This window comes from Rhizobium sp. BK602, assembly GCF_014195095.1.
In the GTDB taxonomy this organism is placed as follows: Bacteria; Pseudomonadota; Alphaproteobacteria; order Rhizobiales; family Rhizobiaceae; genus Rhizobium.
This window is the reverse complement of record NZ_JACIBC010000002.1, coordinates 464,435-485,597: the sequence shown is the minus strand read 5'-3', so window position 1 is coordinate 485,597 and position 21,163 is coordinate 464,435. Positions and strand designations below refer to the sequence as shown.

The following is a 21,163-nucleotide window of genomic DNA, read 5'->3' as shown; positions in this document are numbered from 1 at the left end:
GTCAGTTCAGGCTTTCGATATCGTCGGCCGCCAGTTCGGTTTCCACAGTCTCCGAAAGCTCGACCGCCTGCTTGCGCATCTGCTCGGCTGCCTTTGCGCGTACGTCGCGGAATTTCTTGCGCATCAAATGCAGGATGTCGCGCTGCGGCACCTTATATTCGGCGGAGATGGCTGATGCGATCTCGGCCAGACCGCCTTCAAACACCTGCAGCATCGTCCCGGCGATCTTTGCGCGCTCTGCCCGCGATGCCTCGGCATCCACAAGCTGGCCACGTTGCTGCGCTTCCGCGATTGCCCCGTTGCGATTGATACGCCGGAGCTGCTCAAGCTTCTGCGCCTTGATGTCGTTGTCGACGCTCGGGGCCGGCGGTATCGTCCGTCCAGTCGGCTGTGAGGGTCGATCGAACGGTAGATCCGGGTCGAGTCGAGTGTCGATCCCATTGCCGAGGCGCTGCGAGATATCGAGGGTGCCGCGCAGGTCGGCCTTGGCGCGCTCGACATCGATCTTCGCGTTGCGCCCTATACCGATCAAAGCGGCAGGCGTGATTTTGCCCGCCGCAATGTACTGGCTGATGCGCCCCGGAGTAACACCGATGATGGCGGCGAACTCACCCTTCGAAACCGCGCCTTCCATCTCGCTCTTTACCGGGTTCTTTAGCTCTTTAGCTGTTCTTTAGAAGTTTAGGCTTCGATTTTAGCGTCAGACTGGGCACCCCGCGGGGTCCTCCGGGCCCGCAGGCGGGCGAAACGGGGGGGTACGGTCCCTTGACCCAGGGGGTGGGGTGGGGTCGGTCGGTCCGTGAAACATCATGTTTCACGGGGCTTGCGCCCTCGCCTCGTGGCCAGGCCGAGCTACTGGCAAAGGAAAAGGCGACCCGAGGGCCGCCTGTTATCTGGTACTCATAGCTGTCGCACTGACCCTGACTCGGTCGCCTCATCAGGAGGCATTCAGGGCTGGGGCCGGGTGCATGTTCCCTGAGGCGCCTTCGCCTGCTCTGCCCGTCGTCGGTGCGTCGGGGATCGGAGGGTTGCATTGATCGGCTCGTCCAATGGACAAATGACTCTCACAGCTTTTTGAGAAATGCAAGCGGCATGCTATCGATCTCGAACTGCCTACCACCGACATTGATCAGCACCCGCGCCCTCGCCTGCCGCGACCACTTGACCGCCAGAACCACACACTCAAATCCGACGAATGGGCCGAGGATGATCGCAGCCCGATCGCCGTCCGTCATGGTCTTGTCGGTCGCGATGCGCGGCGCTTCAGTGCTCTGCGTAAGTGCCTTGAATACCTCAACATCTTCGTCCTGAATCACATGATATCCATTCTCTCCGCCGACGATATCGATCACGTATTTCTGTCGTTTCAGGCCCGCGAATGCATCCGCCGACGGTACACAATGCACCAGCAAATAGGATGGAAAGAACGGAATTTCGCCTTCGATTTTCTCCCCGCGACGGACCTTCACCCACTTCTCGCGCGGAGAACAAACCTCCACATTCGCATCCTGCAAAAGTTTTTCCACAGCGAATTCGCGACCCGTTTCGACGCGCAGGCAGTACCAATGCGCGTCCTTCGGCCTCCGTTTGACGATCCGCACCGATGCGGCGCGCAACTGATTCTCAGCGATTCGCTTCGCCCGCTCCACGCGTTCCTGGCGGCGATAGGCCCGATCCCGTTCATGGATCGACAGTTCAGCCTCGATCATCGGCTTATAGCTGATCTTGTTTCCGGTGATCTTACGCTGCATGGTCATCGCTCCGCTCCTTGTTGGCCGCCTCTCGGACGGCAAATTCGAATTCCTGAAGTCCATGAGGTCCGCCCTTCGGAAAGAACACGACCTTCATCACGGCCGGCGTCGGCACGAATGGCCAGCCCTGATCCTCGTGATAGGAGCGCCAGCGTTCCCACATCTGTGAGCCGACGGGCACCGCCTCGCAGAGATCCTTCAGCCGCTCGAAGATCGGCTCCACCGTGACGTGATTGCGGTCCTTGGCCGCCGCGTGCAGTCGAATGACTTCCGGATAGCCCTCGTCGATCTTGCGGCGCTCCCATTCCCGCGCCTCGAAATCGTCCGGGAAAACCAGCTCTCCGGCATCGTCGAGGAAAAGGCCGAGCTTCTGGCGATAGTTCAGCGCCGATGTGGACGATGCCCTCGCATAGGCCTCGTACGAGGCCGTGACCTTCCCGCGCAGATCGTCCGGAAGTTCGAAATACACCGGCCCCTTCACAAGCGCCCAGGCCCTGGCCGCCGCGAATGCCGGCCCGAAGACGGGCACCGCGACCTTGCCGCCGGAGACCGCCGGCGCACCGCCTGCAACCGGCCTGACGACCGCCTTGTCGGCTTCCGTCAGCATCTCCCAGACCTTGTCGCGGAAATAGTTCGCCACCGGCATGGGCTTCGTCACGCGATCTCGCTTGCATTTCGCCAGGAAGGCATCGCGCCATTCGCAGGCCAATCGCTGTTCCTCCGGCGCAAGCTTGGCGAACTCCTTGGCGATGTGACCGATCGTCGAGGTCGCCCACTTCGCCCATTCGCCCTCCCGGTAGCCGTCGCCTGTGCAGAACTTCTGAACCCGCTTGGTCAGATCCGCGTTTACAACCGATCCGGAATGATCGCGCTCGCGCGCTCTCTCTTCTGAGGGGTTATTGGAGGGGTAAGGAGGGGTTGTATGACTCCCATTGTCACCCTTAAGCGTCTCTGGTGTCACCCTTAGCGCGTCGTCAATGTCACCCTTATTTTCCAAGGGTGACATGGTGTCACCCTTATTTTCCGGGGCATCCGCCTCGACAGAAGCGCCGATCGAGGCCGCATAGGCGTCCCAGCCGTCGCGCGTGATCGCAAACAGAACATCGAGATCGAGAGAGTACTCATTGGTCGATTTCGGCCCATTGCCACCCGCCCGCACAAGTCGCAGCAAACCAATAGCCAGGAAGGATTTGATTTCCCGCTGCACTTGCCGCGTCGAGCATTGCGCCGCGCGCGCGACCGTCGCCATGGCCGGGAAAATACGCGTCCCATCGTCGTCGCAGGCATCGATCAGCTTCAGCAGAACGAGCTTGCGGCTCTGCGTTCCCATATCGGCCTTAAAGCCGGCCCCGAGCAGAAATGCACTCACGTCCCACCTCAAATAAACAACGGCTGCACGGAGCCGTCGGCAAAAATCGTGTCCATCGGCGTGTCGGCGACCGGCTCGTCGCCATCCCAGCCGTCCGGCCAGGTTCCGGCCGTGATCAGCGCGCGGATACGCGCCTCCTCTTCCGCATTGAGCAGATCGATGACCGGCCGGCCGAGGCGTGCCGCCGCAGCATTGCATTCGGCTTGAATCGAGAGAACGCGGTCGAGCGCCATCAGCCGGGCCTCAAAGGTCAGCGGCCCCATGCGCTGCGGATTGGCTGCGATAGAGCCGTCCTTCAGGCGTTCTAGCCCAGCCTTGCGCAGCCGATGACGCGGCTCCCGCAGCTCGCGATAGAGCGGCTTCAGCCCGCGCAAAGGCGCAAGGTAAGCCCAATCGGGCGAGGCCAGCACCGTTTCCAGCGCCTTTTCCTTGCTGGCCAGCGGGCAGCCGATGCAGCCGGTCCGAGCATTGATCTCGGTCGCCTCGTCGCCACCATAGGCGTCGGCGATCGCCGCCGTCGCCCAGCCGCCATATTCGCGCATGGGCGCATAGATGCGCAGCCAGTCCCAGACGTTGCAGACCCGCCAATGCAGGATCGGCGCCAGCGTGGCGATCCGCCCGCGGATGCCCTTCGATTGCGGCAGCACCTGCTGATACCAGCCTTGCCCGCACTCCGCGCCGTCCTTGCCGCAGGACATGGCGATGCGCCCGTCGCGCACCGCGCTCTCACCCTGCCGGACGCCGGTGATCATCAGGATATTGCCGTCCAGCGCGTCGAGCCGCTCAGCGAGCGCCTGCGTCATCGGATCGACCTTGATCTGGCGCGTGCACCAGCGCAGCGTATTGTTGTTCGGCGGCGGCACGCCCCGGCCGAGGATGTAGACAAGGAATCGCTTGTCGAGCGGCGCCCTGACCACCTCGCAGCGGATACCGCGCTCGGCCAGTTGCCGCATGATCTCGGCCGCGGCCATAGCGAGCGGCGGCAGCTCCTGCCGGGTGTCGGCATAGAAGATCGTCAGGCTCTTCGGTGGAGCGAGGCGGCCAGTTTCCAGAAGGTGCAGAATCAGCGTCAACGTCGCGCTGCTGTCCTTGCCGCCAGACCAGGCAATACCCCAATGCTCATGCGTCGGGCCGTAGGCCTGCATGGATTGCAGCGTCAGTTCGATCGCCTCGTCATAGACGAGCCGTTTGCTGCCCTCGAAGAGCGTCGGCTGGAGGGGCTTCATAGCGCGCCTCCCTGCCGATGGCGGCGCAGAAAGCGCTCCATCTTGCGGTCGTCGGCAACCTGCTTCCAGCGTTTCTCCCGTGCCTCGCGAGCCTGATAATAGGTCAGCTGCGCCTTGATCAGCCCGATATCGCGCCGGCAATCGCCGGAATTGCGCAGGATCGAGACTAGCAGTTCCCAGCTCGGCTCCCGCCGCTCCAGCTTCGGCGCGCGGCGGATGACACGGAACTCCTTGCCGGTCCATTCCTGCAGGCCTGCCCAGTCCGGCAGATCGTCCCGGCGCAGGAGATCGGGCGGTGTGACATACCAGAAGCGGTCGGAATACATCAGCGCGCCGCTCTGTTTCTCGTCGCTGTCACGCCGGAAATCCGCCCGCGAAATCTTGATCTCATAGGAGCAGGTGCGGAACCCCTGCGAAGCCGTCGGCTCCAGCGTCCAGAAGTCGATCCGCCGCATACCGGCAAAAAAGGCCAGCTCCGCCGCCCATATCTTGTTCTCGGACCAGCCGATCAGGCCATCGAGAATATCCTGCGCAGTCATGGGCTTCATGCCGCCATCCTTTCGACGCGGCAATGATCGGCATTGGCGGCAACCAGCGCCTCCGCCATGACGGGCGAGACCGAATTCCCGACGCAACTCACCTGCACCGACTTGGCGAATGGCCGCCAGGTCGGCTCTCCGCCGCTCTCCGGCGAGATCCAGACGCCATCTATGACATAGTGCGGCGGGAAGCCCTGGGCATTGTACAGCTCGCGCGGCGTCAGCATCCGCATGCCGATATCGACGATGACGAAGGTCTCTCCGCCGATCTCGATGGTCACGAACTCGCGCTCGTCCCAGAACCCGTGCGCCCGCAGGAAATCGGCGACCTGCCGCGCCCGAGCCGCCTGCGCCTCGGTGAAGGGCGGTGCGTCGATCCAGGCCTCGACATGGCCGTGGCGGTCCTTGGTGGTGATCGTGCGGCAAGGCTGGTCTTCCTCGCCACCGTCGCCCGTTCCGTAATAAGCCTGAAGGTAAGGCGCAACGAGCATCGACTTGCCGCCACCGTCCGCCATCGTGGTCGCAAGCGGCTTGTCTGCCTCATGGCCGGTGGACGTGCTAAACTGGCGGGAAATGAAAGCGGAAACCACGCCCTGCTGCGCGCCCGTCGCCGTCACTGTCGAGACCGGCTCGTCCGCGCCGCGGCCCGGATTGACGCCGCCGACGCGGCGGCTGTCATTGTTGTGCTGAGCAATGAAGGCGGTAGCGACGCATACGTCAGCCTTGGCTGTCACTGTCGCGGTCGGTTCGTCTCCGCCGCGCGGCCTGCTTTGCCCGGCCCTGCCGCCACAGCCGACCAGCGTTGGAACGATGATCGAATTCTGATCCTTCGCGCTGGCGATGATTGTATGGTGTGGTGCCTCCACGCTACGCACCGATCCTCCCTGCTGCGCCGCCGTCAGGACCGGCGCCACAAGCGTCAAGCCAGCGCCGCCAGCCGTAATCGTATGCGCCGGCTCGTCGGCCTCGTTGAACGGCTTGCCGGAATTGCGCATCGTCATCAGGTGGGGAGCGATGACACCAAGGGGCGCTGCGCCGCCAGGACGCTTGATGTAGCCGTTTGCCGTGACGGTCGACAATGGCTCGCGCGCATCCTGCCCCGTCGCGCCGGTATTGAATCGGATAACGGATGGCGCGATCACCGCGTGGCGGTTCTCGCAGGTCACCGTCGCCAACGGGTCATCGATCTCGCTGGTGCGCTCGCTGCGATTTCCTGAGTGGCTGTAATAGGAAGCAAGATGCGGGGACACGACAGCGTGGCCGATGCCGCCAGCAGTCACGACACCATAGGGATCGTCGATCGAATATTCCCGCCGACCGCCGCTATCGCCATGTGCGATGCTGACGATGAACGGCCGCTCCGCATCGAGCACATAGCGTTTCATCCCGCGCGCCACGCGGGCCATGGTGTTGTCGGCGAGCGGGCGGACGGCCCTCAGGCCATGCTTGGCCATAATCTCGTCGCCGCTATCGAAGATCGACGGGCACGGAAGCGACCAGTCGATGATCTCCGCCGCGGTGCGCCAGGGCAGCTTGCGCCCGGCGATCACATCCGGGTCGGCGGGCGCCCCATGTGTCGGCTTCGGCCAGACGATCTTCTGCCCGTCGAAGCGGATGATGACGAACAGGCGCTTGCGGATGGTCGGTGCGCCGTAGTCGCAGGCCCGCAACTCGCGATGTTCGATCCTGCCGCCAAGGCGCCGGATAGTCTTGCACCACTTGCGGAAGGTCTCGCCCTTGCGCTCCGGGTCCGGCATCAGCCCGCGATCGGTCTGCACGAGCGGGCCGTAATCCTTGAATTCCTCGACATTCTCCATGATGATCACGTCGACCTTGCCGCCGCTCTTCTGGATGCGGTCGACCCATCCGGGTATGATCCAGCAGAGATCGCGGATATTGCGCTCGACGGGCTTGCCGCCCTTGGCCTTGGAAAAATGCTTGCAATCGGGCGAAAACCACGCCAGCCCGATATGCCGTCCCCTGAGATAGTCGAGCGGGTCGACCTTGTAGACGTTTTCCGACAGGTGCAGCGTATCCGGATGGTTAGCGGCATGCAGCGCCAGCGCATCGGCATTGTGGTTGATGGCGATATCGGGCGAGCGGCCAAGCGCCATCTCAATCCCGGTCGATGCCCCGCCGCCGCCGGCGAAACTGTCAATGATCATCGGCGGCAGATGGCCGAATCTCCCGTGAAGGTCTGCCGTGGTGGCGCCGCCGAAAAGCGTCTCCATATACATGTCAATCCGCCCCGTCATTGATGGTGAAAAATTCGAAATTGGCGCCCGTGTAGGCCGCTTGCATACCGACGCGCGAAAGCGCTACGGTCGATGCAATCGACGGAGGGAAGCCACGATGGAATGGTGCAAGCGACATTTCGGCGGATGCGCAGTTCTCATCCTGCCGGCAGCGGTCTTCCTGATCTGGCTGAGCCCATGGGATCATCGCGAGCTTTTCTGCAAAGCTGACGAAGCCTGCGTTCGGGAATGGATCTCCGCCTTGAGCGGCTGGGTCGCCGCCCTTGCCGCATACGTGACGATCCGCACGATGAACGGCCAGCGCGCGGAAGCAAACAGACATCAGCGAGAGAATGTCGAGCTGGAGATCATGGGCCGGCTTGCGCTCACACGGAAGCTGCTGGCCGGGCTTCTGGTCAGCCTGGGCGCATGCACAGAGACGATCGCACGCCTTCGCAGCGAAGCCGTCAATTATCCTAGGGAATTCGCCCGCTTTCCGGACTCCGTGAAAGCAATCGAAGAGGCGATGAAAAGCCCGGTCATCGACGAGTATGCAGAAAGGATCGGCTTTGACTACGCCCTGCTGGCCAAGCCCCTGGTCGGACGGGCCGATCGCCTGATCGAGGAAATCGGGAGATATCGAACCAGCTACAATCTCTATCCGATCATGAGCAAGGAAACCCTTGAAAGGGATGGGCCGGAGATTGCCGCAAAGATCATCCAATGGAACATCGATTGCATTGGCTACCTCAACCTGCTGATCGAGGATGCGAAGGCATTCAATGCGAAGTGGCGCGGCAAGATTACGGAAGCCGCCGACATCACCGATGACATCAATGTTGCTCGCTCGGTCGGCGAGCGATAGTGCATCCAGCATCAACTAGCCTCCCTCTCGCGCGGAAATCTTGAGATCGGTTTCGGCGATGTAGACCGCCGACAGAATGGTGATCGGGATGGAGCCGTCGGCGAGGCGCGTCGCCGTCTGTTCGGCAAGCTTGGCCTGGGCATAGGCGATGGCGGCGTGATGACCGGCAGCGTCGAGGATGCGGCGCAGATTCAAATGCTCGCGATGGAAGACGTAATTCGGCACGGACATCAGCCACGCCCTGCGCTCGGCATGGCTCTGGCACTGTTCCAGCTCTTCCAGGATCGGTAGAAAATCGCTCATCACAGCACCATCGCCCACATGAGCCAGACAGCGGCCGAGGCGACGACAGCGGCGGCGAACAGCGCGCCGTTGCGCAGAGCCGAAATAGCGCCCCGCCCAGGCCCCAAATTGGCGAGCGCCAGCAGGAAGACGAGGGCCGTCAGCAGCAACGGCAGCCACCACCATCCGGTTTCGATGCTCATCACCAACCGCCTTCCATCTCTGATGTTTCACGGGACTCAATCGCTGTAACGGCTTGATTTTTCTGAACCGGAAGGACGAGATAAAGCATCGGGTCGAGACCTGCGACGCGGGAAAGCAGCAGCACGCTCGTCACGCTCAGATCGCGCTGATGGACCGCCCGCGACAGCATCGCGGGATTGAGGCAGGGATGCAGCGCCGACGCGGCGCGATAGGAAATCCCCTCGCGCTCCAGCCAACGCCCGATATCGTCTGCAAAGCGCCCACGGTCGAAATCAGCCTGCATCGACCGCCTCCTGACCGCCGTCATCCGTCAGCAGCAGCCCGAACTCCGCCGGATCGACCCAGAGCGCCGCCCAGATTTTGGCCCGCAGGCGCCCATTGCCAAGCCGGCCCTGCCAGGCATCCCAAAATTCCTGCCGGCTGACATCACAGCGCTGCCGCAGCTCGGCCCGCGCCGCCTTTTCGGCTGAGCGGCCCTGCGACGGAAAGGAGATGCGCACCATCATGTCGACGCGCAGCCGAAGGAAGCGCTTGAGCATGTCGGGCGAGAAATCAGGCGTCATGAACCGCCTCCTTGAGTGGCGGCAGCACGACGCCGGTCCGGACATCGATGCGCAACATGTGCAATGGGCATGTGATGACGCCATAGACGGGTGAGTGATCGGCGAGCGGCACGGCGCGATGCGGGCAGACCCAGCCGCGCCCGTCATGGCGCGCCTGCTTGCTGGTCCATTCATCGAAATGGCATTTCCAGTTCTGGTTGCCGTTGGAGACCACCAGATTCAGAAGATCCCTTGCGAAGGGGTTTCCGACACGCCGGCATTTGCGCAAGCGCCAGACAGGCGCAGGGAGACCGTCCGGATTGATACGCTCGCTGGTCATCAGCGGCGAAGCCGCAACCAGCCGCCAGAATTGATCGTCCAACTCTTCCCGGCTTCCGGCCCAGATGAACCGCGGATCGATATGATAGTGAGACCACTCAAAATTCAGGCAATGCGCATCGCTGTGCTTCGGGCCGATGACCGGCCAATGCCGCTTTACGCCATGCCATTTGCCGGCGACGGTGGGTACGAGATAGAGGCTCCCTACCTCGGCAGGTCCGGTCAGCTGATCGAGACGGGGCGTCATACCGCCCCTCCATCGAGGCCGGCCTCAAAGCCCCATGCCGACCAGCCTGGACGAGGCGCGCGGCAGAACATTTCCAGGCGCGGCATTGCGGGATAGAGCCGTTCGATCGTCTCTGCGTAAAAGTCCGGCTTGGCGGAGTGGCGGCCCTTGGCCTCGCAATAGACGGTCTCCGGCTGCGACCCCATCAGCGGCGTCGCGGGTTCACCTCTGCGGCCGATCAGCAGTAACTCATGCCGATCGCGACCCCAATAGCCGGTTCCGGCAACCTGCTTGTCCCAGATCCAGTGATGAACATATTGGAAGCCCCATGCTTCCATGACCTTCAGGCCGTCCGGCAGCATCGGGTTCGTGGCCCACAGAAAAAGAACGGCGTCCCTCTTCGCCGGCGCCCCGATCTTCTCCCAGAGTGCACAAATGTCGTCCGTCGGCATGGTCGGATAATGATTTTCGGCACTCTTCTCACGGCCTGTCACCTCGGAATGCACGCCGAACTTCCACGGCGGATCGGCATAGATGACCGGGAATTTCTGCGTGACGATCCCGGCCGTCGCCGCGCCCGTCGTAACGACATGCGCCATATGCGCCAGCCGAACATCATGTTTCTTCTTCTGGTCTTCAGCGCGAAACGCCTTGGCCAGCGCGGTGATGCGCTTCTTCTCGGCCCGCAGCACCTCTTCCTGCGCCTCGCGCTCCAGGTGACTGATGGTCTCGCCAACCTTGATCGACAGCGATCCGCTTTCCATTGCCTGGATCAGCGTATCGACACCATGCTCCCGGATACGCTTCGCAGCCTTGACCGCCCTCTCCGAAATCGAGAGCCGACGCCCGGCTTCGCGGGCGTGCACATGTGCGCCCCCGGTCGTCTGGTTCATCCCGTTTTCCCAATCGACGATACGGGCTGCGACCATGGCCCGCTGCGCATCCGTCAGATGGCGGCGTCGCAGGTTTAGCGACAGGACGAAGCCGAGCGGATCATTGCCCTTGTAATCTTCGGTCCAGGCGTCGATACCCAGCCGGTGGCAAGCCTCGTCGCGATTGCGCCCGTCGAGGATCTTGCCGTCGAACAGCCAGACCGCCTGTTCCTGCCCGTGCGTTTCGATATCCCTGGCGAGCTCGTCGATCTCGCTGTCCGGCAGCATCGGGAAGAGCGCGGCGAGCGGATGATGCGGAAGGCGGAAAAGCTCAGCCGACATGGATTTTCCTTTCCGTCGAAAGGTTGATCAGCGCGGCAATCCGCTCCGGCTTGTGGCCGCGCTCGATACGTCTGGCGACCCAGTATGGATCATAGGGGAAATCAGCCAGGCACATTGCCGTGCGGATGATCGCCGGAAGCTCGTCGAACTGACGCATGATGTCCGAGGGCGAGGCGCATAGAGGCGCTGTCATGCCGCCACCTCACGCTTGCGAACCAGCCGGTAGCCGTGCCCCCAAACCGTTTCTATGACGACATCGAATCTTTTGAGTTTCTGGCGCATCTTGCAGACGAAGACATCGACGATCTTGATCTCCGGTTCGAGATCGATGCGGTCGCTGTAGAGCGCCAGCATGATGGATTGCTTCGTCGCCACATCGCGGCTGGCGAGATGGGCATAGACGCGCGCCTCCGAAGACGTCAGGCGATATTCGAGCGGGATGACGATCGTCGGCGGCATCAGCGCATCCTCCAATTGGCGGATGCGCTCTTCGAGCATGGAAATTCTGTCCCGCTGCGCGTCGACGATGTCAGGCACGGACATGCCCTCCCATCATTCCGTTCGGGGCGCGGGGGGGGGGGGGGGGTATTGACGAATTTTTCCCGATCTACGAGCGAATAACCGACAAAGCGCTGCGACCGCACGACAATCCCAAACGGCTTGAGTTTCCGGCGCATCTTGCTGACATGGCTCTCGATGACGTTTTCCGACGGATCGCAATCGAGATCGTGGCGATCACCGTAGAGTGCTGCCCAGAGCATGTCTTTCGTCACCAGGTCGCGACGGCAGAGCGCGCCGAAGACGCGCTGCTCAGCTCGCACCAACCCCCATTCCGGCCGGATCAGGACGTCTGCTCCGCAAAGCAGGCCCTGGAGCTGACGCACCTGTTCGCGCAGCTTCTCGATCTCGTCCTGCTGTATCCGGACCAGGTCATCCACGCGCCTTCCTCCGGTTCATGAAGATGACCGAGGCCGTGGCGCGCCAAAGAGGAACCTTGCGTTCCGTCGCAAAGCGCTTGGCTTCGAGCTCGATCTGTTCCGGCATGGCCTGGATGACGGCGGAAATGCGATCCGCCTCTATCTGCCCCTTGTACTCACTGGTAAAAAGCAGGCATTCGACGGCGCGGATCAGATTGGCGCTGACGGGTGCGGACCCACCCTTGACGCAGATCTCCAGAACCTCACGGGCACCCTTGGCGTGCCGGCGCGAAATCAGCGCCGCAATCGTCGTCACCGCCATGCATTCGCCTGGCTTGAAGCGCGCGAAGGGCGGCGGATTTTTCAGGATCGTCACGCCGGACCGCTCACAGACCTGCGCCATTGTCAGCGCATCCTCGTCGCCGGCCGCGACCAGCGCCACATGCAGCTGCGTCGCCGTCACCTGAATGCGGTCGCGGTTATGGCGGACGAATGCCGAAGCGCGCTCCGCCACCGCCTCGGCGCGAACCACGACAACAGGGATCGTCGGTATATCGCCATGGGTGACCGCGCCGATCGCCGTATGCTGCCCGTCGATGACATGCAGCGAGCCGTCCGACTCGACGACGATTGGTGGCTTGAATGCCAGCCAGCTCCATTCCGAGACGATCTTACGGATAAGACGGATCGACCGATCGGACAGACCACGCTGATAGCCTTCGTCGACCACAAGGGCGCGCGGATCGACGAGACGAACCTCCGGCAGCCAATCGGTCAATGCCGCGCGCGGCAAATCCGGAAAATCGAGGGCTTCGATGGCGCGCAAGGCTCAGCCCTCCCCGACCACGCGCAAGCCGGCCTTCGCGCCGCCCTGCGCCTTAATGACGGCGGCGGCGGCCCGCAGGTTGGAGGTCGCGATCTCCAGCGATGCGGCGATGCGGTCGATCGTCGTGCCCTCGGTCGAGGTGACGATGCCATCGGAAATCGCCGACCCCACGGCATTGGTCAGTTCGCCGGTCTGCCGGTGGATCTCGCTCAGCGCCGTCAGGATGCCCTGACCCGCCTGCCGTTCCTCTTCCGGATCGGTGAGCCGCCGGCCATTGGCCTCGGCGAGCACGTTGGTCACCAGCGCATAGCCGCAGTCCCTTTCGAGAACGACGATGGCGCCGACCGGCATCACGTCCGGATCGGCGCCGTTGTTCCAACGGCCGACCTCGCTCTTCGAAGCACTGACCAGCTCGGCCACGCGGATGATGCCGCCGCATCGCGCGATCAGATCGCGCTGGGCCGCCTTGATGCGATAAAGGAATGCGTCCATGCCCATTCTCCGAATAAAAAAGCCCTTCCCGAGCCGGGAAATCCGGCCGGGTTTTCCCGTGGCGGGAATTGTGCGCAGATGCGAAAAGCTGTGCGTCAGCGAAGGCCGACGCAACGCAACATCACGGAGGCCCGCATGCGCGCGGCAGAGATTTCAGGACCGACAAACTGGTTGCAGGGGCTGGATTCGAACCAGCGATCTTGTGGGTATGAACCACATGGGATGACCAGGCTTCCCTACCCTGCGAAAAGAAAAGCGCGCCGGACATCGAAGGTCCGCCATTCCAGCGTCTTGCTAGATCGCGCCGGCGCGAAGTGGCGCAGCCAGTTGACGAACTGCGCGGGGAAAACAATGCGCGCCGGCCACGGGCAAGGGCCGACGCGACTGATCGGCGACGCCGGATGCGGCGGCAGTCGCCAATGGAAAGGCTCGGGATCATTCAGCAGCCTCCGCGATATGTGCGAGGGAGGCGTCGCGAACACCATCAAGGAGGCCGGGCTTGAATTGCTCGATCCACTCTATACGCTGCAGATGATGATCTTCGGCGGTAACGAGACCGTCGGTCATCGTCTTGATCCGTTCGATTATGGGCGAATCAGGAAGTACCATGCCGATCTCGTAGCGCTGATAGTTCCGCGCATGCGAAATCCCGAGCGCTGCGGCGCAGGCCCGAAGTGTGAGTTTCCGTTGATTTCGCCAATCCCTGAGCTTCATGCCCGCAAGTTGGCACAACAGGCCATTTTTTGTCAATCCAAAGTTTGGCGTTATGCGCCATTCACTTTTTTGGCATTAGCGGCCACATTTCGGCACCATTAGGATTCGATAAACCATGGCCGCCAAAGACACCATTCCTCCGAATAATATCGAAGCCATCCGCCGCGCAAAAAAGTGGTCTATGGAGAAGCTTGGCGAGGAGATCGGCACAGATGCTTCGACCGTCAGCAAGATCGAGAAGAGCAAGATCCGGCCCGCGACGGAGCGCCTGCTGAAAATCGCCGCCGCACTTGAAGTGTCGGTCGACGATCTCTTCGCATCCCACTATGTGCCGCCACCCCCTGCGCCCACATCTCCGCCGTCCGGTGAAGGATCGCAGATACAAGTCATGGGCGCCGCGGCGGGCTCGCTGGCAAGCGGCACCATGCAGATTACGGAAGGCCCTATCGACTGGATCGATCGCCCCAAGGCTTTGGAGAACGCCAGAGGCATTTACGGCCTCTATATCGACGGCACCTCAATGGAGCCGCTGCATCGCCACGGCTCGCTGGTGCTCGTCAGTGAATACAAGCCCGCGCGCATTGGCGACGCCGTCGTAATACAGGAGCAACGAATGGAATCCGAGCCGATGATGGCATCGATCGGCATTCTTTACGCCCGAACAGGCGAGAAGGTAGTCCTGCAGAAGCTCAACCCCGCCGGTAGCTTTGTCGAGATCAACGCCAAATTCGTGAAGACCATCCATAAGGTCCTCGATTATGGCGAGTTGCTAGGGCTCGCCTGAGACCCCCCATCCTGAATAACCGGATCTTCGGGGCGCTTCGCGACCCTTCCCAACGCGCATCAATACGCGCGACAACAATATTTGGCCCATTGTGCCATTTTATGGCTTGACAATATTTGGCCTCATGTGCCAACTTTCACCCATCCGGTGAACTCCTCCTCCCATCTCCGGATATCGCGGAGCGCCGCTGCCCCTTCTCCTCCAGGGCAGCGGCGTCGCGATGGGAGCGGAGATCAGCAGATGTCACTTCTCGTGAATCAGATTGCGCACATTGGTGCCGTTCGGGCCGTAGAGCAGAAGCGCGGCAACGCAGGCCGCATCCTCCGGCTTGCCCTTCCAGGCATCGATCTGGCGAGTAATCTCCGTCATCAGCTCCGCCCGGTCCCTGTCGAAGTCGATGCCGAAATAGGCGGCCGCCAGAACGACCGAGCCCTTCGTGATCTCGACGCGCGAGCAGATGCGCTCCGCAGCGAAGGCCTGCGCGATATTCTTCAGCGCATTCTCACGCTGGCCGGCCGGGGCCGGCGACGCACAGCAGGCGCCGAGCAGCACCGCGACCAGAAGCCTTTTCATCTCGAATCCCTTCACTCAACTCATCCTTGCATCTTGGCACGATCGGCCGCCGAGGCAAGGGCTTCGTCATCGGCCGACAGGAAATCCGCCATGAAATCCAAGACCGCAACTGCGGAAGACAAGCGCGATATCGAACTCGCCGTCAGCAAGACCCTTGAACTCGGCTCGATGAGCGACGAGCAGGTGCTCGCGCTCGGCATTTCGCCGGAAAGCCTCGCCCGCAACCGCAACGCCATCGCCGCCGCCATCCGCGCCAGCGGCATGCATTTCGCCGCGTAACCATCCGCTTTGATCTCCGCCCGACCTGCGGGCGGCTTCCAAAGCAGATGTTCAACGTAAGCACAGGGGAATACCATGACGAAGCGTCTCACCGAGACGACGGCGCAGGTGGATCGCGCCATCGGAGCAACCATTCGCGGCTTTCGCCAGCTTGCCGGCATGAGCCAGGAGCGCCTTGCCGACGGCATCGGCGTCACCTTCCAGCAGGTGCAGAAATACGAAAAGGGCATGAACCGCGTGGCCGCGTCGACCCTTTTGCGCATCTGCACCGTCCTGCACGTCAGCCCGATGGATATCCTCGGGCCGCTCTTTGGCGGGCCGGCCGACGCCATGGACGCAATGACCGGCCTCAAGCAGCGCCTCGTCGACGCGGAAGCCAAACTGGCGAAGATCCGCCGCCTGCTCGGCGACGACGACCCCTTCGCCGATATCGTGCCTTACGGAACATCGGAGGGCATCACCGCCTCCACGATACAGCATCAATAGCGGCCCACTTTCGGGCGCCTGCAGGCTTTCGCAACAGATCAGAGGATTTTGCCATGCAAGACAATGGACAGCATCAGCGCGGCTTCCTGAAGAACCCTCGCCTTCCGCGCAAGGGCGAAACCATCGGCGGCGGCTTCTTCGTCTTCCGCCGCGGCGAGGAGACGGGCCGCATCCGTCCGTCACAATGGCCCTTCGAATACGCCACCCTGCCGGAGGCGATCGCCGAAGCCGAGCGGCTCGCAATTGCCTATCCCGGCTTCGATTTCATCGTCGTGGGCGAGGTCCATACCGCCCGCGCCGAGAAACCGGCTGCATCGAGCGAAGCGGAGGCGGCTTGAGCCATGAACCACTTCACACCCTTCCTGCCTGCCGGCGCACTGCCCGCGCTTCGCGATCTTGGCATGCCTCGCATGCCGGTCCGCACCCAACGCCACCTCGAATTCTGGCTGCTCGCCGTCATCGCAGTCTCGCTCGGCATGTCCATCGCAAGGATGATCTAGCCATGCAGTCGACCATGCTCTGCCTCCCCTTCGTCGGCCTCGCCGGCATCGCCGTCATCTACGTGACGACCGTCTTCTACCAGCAGCGCGACCTGCGCCTGCGGCGGCTGCACAACGCCACGCTCGAATTCGCCCATGGCCTCGGCATCTACGAATGCCGCGCCTTTCTGGAGGTCGCCCAGACCGGCGACCAGGTCGAGCTGGGCCGCCGCTGGCCGGCATGGCCGGAGTTCCGCGACGCTACCCTTCGCGGTGATTATCGCTGGGGAGCCGCATGATGGGCGAGATCGTCACCCTCAATCTGCCGCCCGCAACGCCGCGCCTCGTGCCGGCGACCACGGATATCGCGCGAGATGAAAGCGCTCTCTGGACCATGACGCATCTCGCCGACGCCATGTCGTCGATCGCGACCGCAGGACAGGAGATCGCCGAGGCGCAGAAGATGTTCCTGCAGCAGCGCACGGAGCCATCAACCATCGTCACGGCCGAGACCGTCGAAAGCATCGTGCGCGGCCTGGTCGCCGCCATCGAGGTTCACGGCGCCTCGAACCGCGACCATGCGCTGATCACCGCTGCGCGCGCTTGGCTGACCGAACGGGATGGAGGCGGCGATGTCGACTGACACCACCCAGCTTTTTCGCATCCATTTCGAGGATGGCGCGAAGATCGACGTCGCGGCGAAGGACGCCGCAACCGCCAACAAGGCCGCCCTCGCCAGGCACGACGGCATCATCCGGAAAACCAAGATCGTAAGGGAAAAGTGATGGCCGATATCACCCTCTGGCTCCCCGAGAACGACCTCATTCGCCGCCAGGTGCTGAACAAGCTGACCGAGGAAAGCGGCGAACTGCTGCAGATCGTCGGCCGCTGCCTCGCCCAGGGCATCGACAAGGCCGATCCGAAGAGCGGCAAGCCGAACATCGACGCCCTTGCCGACGAGATCGCCGACATGATGGCCGCCGTTGCCTGGTTGCGCGAGGTCATCACCCTGCCGCCCGGCACCGATGCCCGCACGAACCGCAAGCTCTCCGGCTTCCATGAATGGCAGGGCCTGCTCGAAGCCGCCCAGTAACGCCACTCCTCCAGGACAGAAGGAACAGGACATGACAAGCATACGCATCCATCGCTCCGACCTGACAACGCCCATCCTCGCCACGAGCGCGGCGACCACCGTCGCGATCCGCGCCGGGACCGTAATCGAGATCGACGGACAGCCGCATGCCTTCGGGCAGGAAACACCGATCGCCCTCGACCACATCGCCGTAGGCACGGACTACGGTGTCAGCATCGACGCGAACGGCAAGCCGGTTGCGCAGGCCCTATCGGGCAATCCGCGCGACTCCGGCTTCGTGGCGGGATTTCATGCCGCTCCCGGCGGTTGCGCCCTGGAGCGCAATGGCAGCGATGCTATCCCTGCGATCAACCCCTATTCCCTCTGGGACATGGACTTTCGTCCTGCCTGCCCCGATCCGCGCGGCATGACGCTCGTCGAGGCCAAGGACGGACATCGTTTCTGGGTCGACATCTATCTGCTTGGGGTCGACTACAAGGAGCACGGCACAAGCCGCCACGGCATCGAGATCGCCGATGGCCGTTCGCTCGACCGTCTCGACTTCAAGACGGCCGCCGGCATCTATGCCAGCCATGGCAAGCGGCTGCTGACCTATGACGAATTCCGCACCGCCGCCTTCGGCGTCACGGAACGGTCATCCGCCGACCGCGACCCGAAAACGACTGGCCTCGATGCCGCACGCACCAGCAAGTTCGGCCTCATGCAGGCGACCGGCAATCTCTGGGTCTGGGGCACTGACGGGGATATCGACGACCCCCGCCCGTCCCTCTTCGGCGGCTCGTGGCTCGGCGGCTCGGTCGCCGGTTCCCGCTATGCGGACTTGGGCTACTGGCCGGGGTCCTCGCATGGCAACCTCTCCGCGCGCGGCGGTAGCGACCACATGGCGCCTGCCTAGTCCGCGCGGAAGCGCGGACAATCCCTGATCACAACAAAGGATCAAGACCATGACGGCAGCAGCCGAAGTCAATCGCATTATTCGCATTGAAAGCCAGGACTGGACAAAATCAATCCTGGTCACGCCGGACCGCACGAGCCTCTACATCTCGGCCGGTACGGCTGTCGAGATTGATGGCACCATCCATCGCTTCGACAACGACACGCCGATCGCGCTCGGCAATCTGGACGCTGGCAAGGATTATGCCGTCACCATCGACGCGGCAGGCCAGCTGATCGTCGAAGATGTCAGCCGGAAAAATCCCCTGACCGCCGGATATTTCGCGGGCTTTCATTTCGCACCTGGCGGCCACGCAACAGGCACCGCCGGCGGCGACGCCATTCCGGAGATCAATCCCTATTCACTCTGGAATATCGGCTTCGGTCCCGCATGCCCCGATCCGCGCGGCATGGCGCTGATCGATATGGGCAACGGCCGCCGTTTCTGGGCCGACATCTACCTGCTTGGCATCAATCACCATGAGCATGGCACGAGCCGCTTCGGCGCGACCATCGCGGATGGCGAAGACCTGCCGCTGCGACCGGATGGCAGCACCTACGGAAAGCTCGACTTTACCACGGCCAAAGAAATCTACGCCCATCACGACAAGCACCTACTCAGCGCCGAGGAGTTCTTCACGGCCGCCTACGGCGTCAGGGAGCGATGCTCGCGCGATGGCGAGCCCAGGACAACCGGATCTTTCAATGGCGGTGGCGAACGCTTCATCAGCCGATACGGTCTTTTCGATGCGACCGGCACGATGTGGCAATGGGGCACCGACGGCCATCCGGATGATCCCCGCCCGTCCGTCTTCGGCGGCTCGTGGATCAACGGCTCGAGCGCCGGTTCCCGCTGTGCGTACTTGGCCTACTGGCCGGAGGACTCGGCTGGCAGCATCTCCGCGCGCGGCGGTAGCGACCACATGGCGCCTGCCTAGTCCGCGCGGAAGCGCGGACACTCTCCATCCCAGAACGGTCGCCGATCATGACACGCGATGAACATGTAAACGCCCGCGATCTGGCGATTATTGAAAAATACGAGGCCGTTGTGACCTACCTCTATCCGATCATCCAGAATTGCCCGCGTCGCCACGCGACGCTGCGCGACCGGCTGATCGGACTGATCTTCGATCAGGTTGGCCTTCTCTACGAGGCCGCGAAGTCGAAACAGGCTTCGCGTCTTTATGCGGCGGACGCCAACCTAGCGACGCTGCGTTTCTGGTTGCGCTTTGCGGCCGATCCCAAGCTGAAGCTCATCTCATACCGGCAGCATGCGGTGGCGCTGCGCTACCTCGCTGAAGCCGGCGCGATGCTCGGCCAATGGATCAAGACCGCGAAGGGCAGCGGGAGGTCGGGGCAATGACGTTGCGGCGCCCGTCCATCTTCGGCGGCTCGTGGATCAACGGCTCGAACGCCGGTTCCCGCTATGCGAACTTGGACTACTGGCCGGAGAACTCGAATGACAACATCTCCGCGCGCGGCGGTAGCGACGACCCGATTTCGGCTCGGCGACGGTCACGGCCTCGCCGGTCATCTTCCACGGGTGCAGCCAAGTCGGCGGCATCAGGGTGGTCGGCCCAACCTTCCGGCTTCGGCGAACACATTGCAAGGTCCGGTACAGCGGGGAGTAGCGGCGATTTGGCCGTCGAAACCCGCGACCGGCAATCAAGCACGGACATCATGGGAAAAAAGCACCGCAATCTGATCGGCGCGATCACCGCCGATGCCAATATGCGCGAGGCCTTTCGCCTGACCTCCCTCGGCAAGCGCCTCACCCCCGGCTTCCTTGAGTTCAAGGAATTCTCCATCATCAACCTGCAAGACCTGGCCGCCGCCATGCTCGACGGTTCCTATCAGCCGGGCACACCGCACGAATTCCGCATCTTCGATCCGAAAGAACGGTTGATATCGGCGCTTCCCTTCCGCGATCGCGTCGCCCAGCATGCGCTCTGCGCCGTGATCAGCCCGATCTTCGAGGCGACGCTGCTGCCGAGGGCTTTCGCCTGCCGTCCCGGCAAGGGAACGCACGCCGCCGCCCTGTCGGTCCAGGCCGACATGCGCCGCCTCACCCGCGGCGGCGACGCGCTCTATGCGCTGAAGACCGACTTCTCGCGATACTTCGCCAGCATCGAGCACAATACACTCTGGCGGCTGATCGAGGCGAAGATCTCATGCCGGGGCACGCTGCGCCTGCTGGAAACCATGCTGCCGCGAACGGGCATAGGCCTGCCGATCGGCAATCTCATCTCGCAGATCTTCGCCAATATCTATGCCGGCGTCGTCGATCGCCATCTGCAGCAGGATCTCGGCGAGCGCCATTGGTATCGCTACATGGACGATATCGTCGTCCTCGGAGGATCGATGGGACATCTTCGTCGGGTCCGATCCTCGATCGAGGACCTGTCACGCGATCGGCTAGGCCTGCGCTTTTCCAAATGGAGCATCCAGCCGATCGGCCGTGGCGTCAACTTCGTCGGCTATCGCATCTGGCCCGACCACAAGCTGCTGCGTCGCGACAGCGTCGTGCGCGCCCGGCGCAAGATCGCCGCCTATCGCGCCGCCGGCGAGCACGAACGGCTGGAACGCTTTATCGCTGCATGGACCGGCCACGCCAATTGGGCCGACAGCCGCAATCTCATGAAGAGCCTTGGGATTTGTTGCACCATGGAAAGCGGCCACCAGCTTTGCCGAGGCCACCCATGATCACGCCGGACATCGTCGTCGCCGCCATCAAGATCTTCCTGCCGCTCATCCTGGTCGCCTGGTTTTTCCATTGGGTTTCAAAGGACATCGACC

At 62.7% G+C, this 21,163-nt stretch carries 33 protein-coding genes and 1 tRNA gene; 16 read left to right on the top strand and 18 right to left on the bottom strand.

Going from position 1 to position 21,163, the window contains the following annotated elements; translation table 11 throughout:
* Position 1: 1 nt before the first annotated feature.
* From FHX11_RS07850 to FHX11_RS07825, 6 genes are all read right to left on the bottom strand, one after another.
* Positions 2-634, bottom strand: a complete 633-nt coding sequence (locus tag FHX11_RS07850; RefSeq protein ID WP_184356732.1) for a hypothetical protein — start codon at positions 632-634, stop codon at positions 2-4.
* 430 nt (positions 635-1,064) lie between these two features.
* Positions 1,065-1,757, bottom strand: coding sequence for a transcription termination/antitermination NusG family protein (locus tag FHX11_RS07845; protein WP_184356730.1), 693 nt, complete (start codon positions 1,755-1,757; stop codon positions 1,065-1,067).
* Positions 1,741-3,120 carry a hypothetical protein gene (locus FHX11_RS07840; RefSeq protein WP_184356728.1) on the bottom strand — a complete coding sequence of 460 codons (1,380 nt, stop codon included), beginning with the start codon at positions 3,118-3,120 and terminating at the stop codon, positions 1,741-1,743. Before FHX11_RS07840 ends, FHX11_RS07845 begins: the two co-directional genes overlap by 17 nt.
* A gap of 8 nt (positions 3,121-3,128) precedes the next feature.
* Positions 3,129-4,346, bottom strand: coding sequence for a phosphoadenosine phosphosulfate reductase family protein (locus FHX11_RS07835; RefSeq protein WP_184356726.1), 1,218 nt, complete (start codon positions 4,344-4,346; stop codon positions 3,129-3,131).
* A complete protein-coding gene (locus FHX11_RS07830; protein ID WP_184356724.1) occupies positions 4,343-4,894 on the bottom strand; it encodes a hypothetical protein in 552 nt (183 codons plus the stop codon). Before FHX11_RS07830 ends, FHX11_RS07835 begins: the two co-directional genes overlap by 4 nt.
* The gene (locus tag FHX11_RS07825; protein WP_246780943.1) at positions 4,891-7,050 is read right to left on the bottom strand and encodes a DNA cytosine methyltransferase; all 2,160 of its coding nucleotides are present in this window, start codon (positions 7,048-7,050) and stop codon (positions 4,891-4,893) included. The genes FHX11_RS07830 and FHX11_RS07825 overlap by 4 nt, the downstream gene beginning before the upstream one ends.
* A gap of 37 nt (positions 7,051-7,087) precedes the next feature.
* On the opposite strand from FHX11_RS07825, the gene FHX11_RS07820 reads away from it, so the two are divergent.
* The gene (locus FHX11_RS07820) at positions 7,088-7,984 is read left to right on the top strand and encodes a hypothetical protein (RefSeq protein WP_184356720.1); all 897 of its coding nucleotides are present in this window, start codon (positions 7,088-7,090) and stop codon (positions 7,982-7,984) included.
* A gap of 15 nt (positions 7,985-7,999) precedes the next feature.
* On the opposite strand, the gene FHX11_RS07815 is transcribed toward FHX11_RS07820, so the two are convergent.
* The 8 genes from FHX11_RS07815 to FHX11_RS07780 are packed head-to-tail and all read right to left on the bottom strand — an operon-like array spanning position 8,000 to position 11,334.
* Positions 8,000-8,287, bottom strand: a complete 288-nt coding sequence (locus FHX11_RS07815; RefSeq protein ID WP_184356718.1) for a hypothetical protein — start codon at positions 8,285-8,287, stop codon at positions 8,000-8,002.
* On the bottom strand, positions 8,287-8,469 hold the full coding sequence (locus FHX11_RS07810; RefSeq protein ID WP_184356716.1) for a hypothetical protein: 183 nt from the start codon (positions 8,467-8,469) through the stop codon (positions 8,287-8,289). The genes FHX11_RS07815 and FHX11_RS07810 overlap by 1 nt, the downstream gene beginning before the upstream one ends.
* Positions 8,469-8,753, bottom strand: coding sequence for a hypothetical protein (locus FHX11_RS07805; protein ID WP_184356713.1), 285 nt, complete (start codon positions 8,751-8,753; stop codon positions 8,469-8,471). The genes FHX11_RS07810 and FHX11_RS07805 overlap by 1 nt, the downstream gene beginning before the upstream one ends.
* Complete coding sequence (locus FHX11_RS07800) at positions 8,743-9,033, bottom strand: hypothetical protein (RefSeq protein ID WP_184356711.1); 291 nt, start codon at positions 9,031-9,033, stop codon at positions 8,743-8,745. Before FHX11_RS07800 ends, FHX11_RS07805 begins: the two co-directional genes overlap by 11 nt.
* Positions 9,023-9,598, bottom strand: coding sequence for a Rieske 2Fe-2S domain-containing protein (locus FHX11_RS07795; protein ID WP_184356709.1), 576 nt, complete (start codon positions 9,596-9,598; stop codon positions 9,023-9,025). The genes FHX11_RS07800 and FHX11_RS07795 overlap by 11 nt, the downstream gene beginning before the upstream one ends.
* Positions 9,595-10,791, bottom strand: a complete 1,197-nt coding sequence (locus FHX11_RS07790; RefSeq protein WP_184356707.1) for an MT-A70 family methyltransferase — start codon at positions 10,789-10,791, stop codon at positions 9,595-9,597. Before FHX11_RS07790 ends, FHX11_RS07795 begins: the two co-directional genes overlap by 4 nt.
* Positions 10,781-10,984: a hypothetical protein gene (locus FHX11_RS07785; RefSeq protein WP_184356705.1), complete on the bottom strand. Its 204-nt coding sequence runs from the start codon at positions 10,982-10,984 to the stop codon at positions 10,781-10,783. The genes FHX11_RS07790 and FHX11_RS07785 overlap by 11 nt, the downstream gene beginning before the upstream one ends.
* Entirely contained in the window at positions 10,981-11,334 is a 354-nt protein-coding gene (locus FHX11_RS07780) for a winged helix-turn-helix domain-containing protein (RefSeq protein ID WP_184356703.1), read from the bottom strand. Before FHX11_RS07780 ends, FHX11_RS07785 begins: the two co-directional genes overlap by 4 nt.
* A 143-nt stretch (positions 11,335-11,477) precedes the next feature.
* Here FHX11_RS07780 and FHX11_RS29895 point away from each other — a divergent pair, with 143 nt between their 5' ends.
* Positions 11,478-11,750: a hypothetical protein gene (locus FHX11_RS29895; protein ID WP_246780923.1), complete on the top strand. Its 273-nt coding sequence runs from the start codon at positions 11,478-11,480 to the stop codon at positions 11,748-11,750.
* Here FHX11_RS29895 and FHX11_RS07770 read toward each other — a convergent pair.
* The 3 genes from FHX11_RS07770 to FHX11_RS07760 form a co-directional block, all read right to left on the bottom strand.
* Positions 11,722-12,534, bottom strand: a complete 813-nt coding sequence (locus tag FHX11_RS07770; protein WP_246780922.1) for a DUF6551 family protein — start codon at positions 12,532-12,534, stop codon at positions 11,722-11,724. The genes FHX11_RS29895 and FHX11_RS07770 overlap by 29 nt on opposite strands.
* A 3-nt stretch (positions 12,535-12,537) precedes the next feature.
* A complete protein-coding gene (locus FHX11_RS07765; protein WP_246780921.1) occupies positions 12,538-13,026 on the bottom strand; it encodes a hypothetical protein in 489 nt (162 codons plus the stop codon).
* Positions 13,027-13,194: 168 nt separating this feature from the next.
* Positions 13,195-13,272 (bottom strand) — tRNA-Met (locus FHX11_RS07760).
* Between FHX11_RS07760 and FHX11_RS07755 the strand changes: the two genes are divergently transcribed.
* Positions 13,249-13,842, top strand: coding sequence for a hypothetical protein (locus tag FHX11_RS07755; RefSeq protein ID WP_184356697.1), 594 nt, complete (start codon positions 13,249-13,251; stop codon positions 13,840-13,842). The two genes, FHX11_RS07760 and FHX11_RS07755, sit on opposite strands and share 24 nt — an antisense overlap.
* A 13-nt stretch (positions 13,843-13,855) precedes the next feature.
* Positions 13,856-14,524, top strand: a complete 669-nt coding sequence (locus FHX11_RS07750) for an XRE family transcriptional regulator (protein ID WP_184356695.1) — start codon at positions 13,856-13,858, stop codon at positions 14,522-14,524.
* Between the two features lie 243 nt (positions 14,525-14,767).
* Here FHX11_RS07750 and FHX11_RS07745 read toward each other — a convergent pair whose 3' ends face one another.
* Positions 14,768-15,097: a hypothetical protein gene (locus FHX11_RS07745; protein ID WP_184356693.1), complete on the bottom strand. Its 330-nt coding sequence runs from the start codon at positions 15,095-15,097 to the stop codon at positions 14,768-14,770.
* A gap of 90 nt (positions 15,098-15,187) precedes the next feature.
* On the opposite strand from FHX11_RS07745, the gene FHX11_RS07740 reads away from it, so the two are divergent.
* From FHX11_RS07740 to FHX11_RS07685, 12 genes are all read left to right on the top strand, one after another.
* Entirely contained in the window at positions 15,188-15,376 is a 189-nt protein-coding gene (locus tag FHX11_RS07740) for a hypothetical protein (protein ID WP_184356691.1), read from the top strand.
* Between the two features lie 75 nt (positions 15,377-15,451).
* Entirely contained in the window at positions 15,452-15,862 is a 411-nt protein-coding gene (locus FHX11_RS07735; RefSeq protein WP_184356689.1) for a helix-turn-helix transcriptional regulator, read from the top strand.
* A 53-nt stretch (positions 15,863-15,915) separates the two neighbouring features.
* Positions 15,916-16,200 (top strand): hypothetical protein, encoded by a 285-nt coding sequence (locus tag FHX11_RS07730; RefSeq protein WP_184356688.1) that lies wholly within the window; start codon positions 15,916-15,918, stop codon positions 16,198-16,200.
* A gap of 3 nt (positions 16,201-16,203) precedes the next feature.
* Positions 16,204-16,362, top strand: coding sequence for a hypothetical protein (locus FHX11_RS07725; RefSeq protein WP_184356686.1), 159 nt, complete (start codon positions 16,204-16,206; stop codon positions 16,360-16,362).
* A 2-nt stretch (positions 16,363-16,364) separates the two neighbouring features.
* Positions 16,365-16,640: a hypothetical protein gene (locus tag FHX11_RS07720; RefSeq protein ID WP_184356684.1), complete on the top strand. Its 276-nt coding sequence runs from the start codon at positions 16,365-16,367 to the stop codon at positions 16,638-16,640.
* Complete coding sequence (locus FHX11_RS07715) at positions 16,637-16,984, top strand: hypothetical protein (protein ID WP_184356682.1); 348 nt, start codon at positions 16,637-16,639, stop codon at positions 16,982-16,984. Before FHX11_RS07720 ends, FHX11_RS07715 begins: the two co-directional genes overlap by 4 nt.
* The gene (locus tag FHX11_RS07710; RefSeq protein WP_184356680.1) at positions 16,974-17,126 is read left to right on the top strand and encodes a hypothetical protein; all 153 of its coding nucleotides are present in this window, start codon (positions 16,974-16,976) and stop codon (positions 17,124-17,126) included. The genes FHX11_RS07715 and FHX11_RS07710 overlap by 11 nt, the downstream gene beginning before the upstream one ends.
* Complete coding sequence (locus FHX11_RS07705; protein ID WP_184356678.1) at positions 17,126-17,434, top strand: hypothetical protein; 309 nt, start codon at positions 17,126-17,128, stop codon at positions 17,432-17,434. Before FHX11_RS07710 ends, FHX11_RS07705 begins: the two co-directional genes overlap by 1 nt.
* Before the next feature lie 31 nt (positions 17,435-17,465).
* Complete coding sequence (locus tag FHX11_RS07700) at positions 17,466-18,329, top strand: hypothetical protein (protein WP_184356676.1); 864 nt, start codon at positions 17,466-17,468, stop codon at positions 18,327-18,329.
* Positions 18,330-18,378: 49 nt separating this feature from the next.
* On the top strand, positions 18,379-19,305 hold the full coding sequence (locus FHX11_RS07695) for a hypothetical protein (RefSeq protein WP_184356674.1): 927 nt from the start codon (positions 18,379-18,381) through the stop codon (positions 19,303-19,305).
* Positions 19,306-19,352: 47 nt separating this feature from the next.
* Positions 19,353-19,730, top strand: a complete 378-nt coding sequence (gene avd, locus FHX11_RS07690; protein ID WP_184356672.1) for a diversity-generating retroelement protein Avd — start codon at positions 19,353-19,355, stop codon at positions 19,728-19,730.
* Between the two features lie 317 nt (positions 19,731-20,047).
* Positions 20,048-21,070 (top strand): reverse transcriptase/maturase family protein, encoded by a 1,023-nt coding sequence (locus FHX11_RS07685; RefSeq protein ID WP_246780920.1) that lies wholly within the window; start codon positions 20,048-20,050, stop codon positions 21,068-21,070.
* The last annotated feature ends 93 nt before the right edge of the window (positions 21,071-21,163 follow it).